1 protein-coding gene is annotated in these 532 nt (G+C 63.3%); it reads left to right on the top strand.

Going from position 1 to position 532, the window contains the following annotated elements:
- Positions 1–13: 13 nt before the first annotated feature.
- The coding region (locus ACU8YE_RS24205) for a DUF1329 domain-containing protein (RefSeq protein WP_446929907.1) at positions 14–532 on the top strand (519 nt) is incomplete at its 3' end.

Raw genomic sequence — 532 nt, 5'->3', positions numbered from 1 at the left:
TACGGAGGAGCAGATGAAACGCAGTGAATGGAAGGCAGGCAAGCGCGGGGTTCTTACGGTGGCGGCGGCGGGTGCGATGGCGCTGATGCTGGTGTCGCAGGTGCAGGCGGCCGGGGCGGACTCGCTGGGTCATGAGCTGACGGCGGTGGGTGCGGAGGCGTCGGGCAACAAGGACGGCAGCATTCCTAAGTTCGAAGGCAAGGACGTGCCGGCCTCTGGGTGGACGTGGGGCAAGTACCGCGGCGACTTCTGGCAGCACAAGAGCGAGAAGGCGTTGTTCACGATCGATGCGTCGAACGTGGAGAAGTACGCAGACAAGCTTTCGCCGGGTCAGGTTGCGCTGTTCAAGCAGAAGCCGGGCTACAAGATGGTCGTGTACCCGTCGCACCGCAACTGTGGTGTTCCGGAGTGGGTGGCGGAGAACACCAAGAAGAACGTTGGGTTCGCGAAGCTGGCGTCCAACGGCTACGACATCCAGGACGCGTACATGCCAGGGGTTCCGTTCCCGATTCCGCAGAACGGTGCGCAGGCG

The organism is Ralstonia sp. VS2407 (assembly GCF_052950655.1).
The sequence above is the reverse complement of the archived record's forward strand: the minus strand, read 5'-3'. Positions and strand labels throughout refer to the sequence as shown.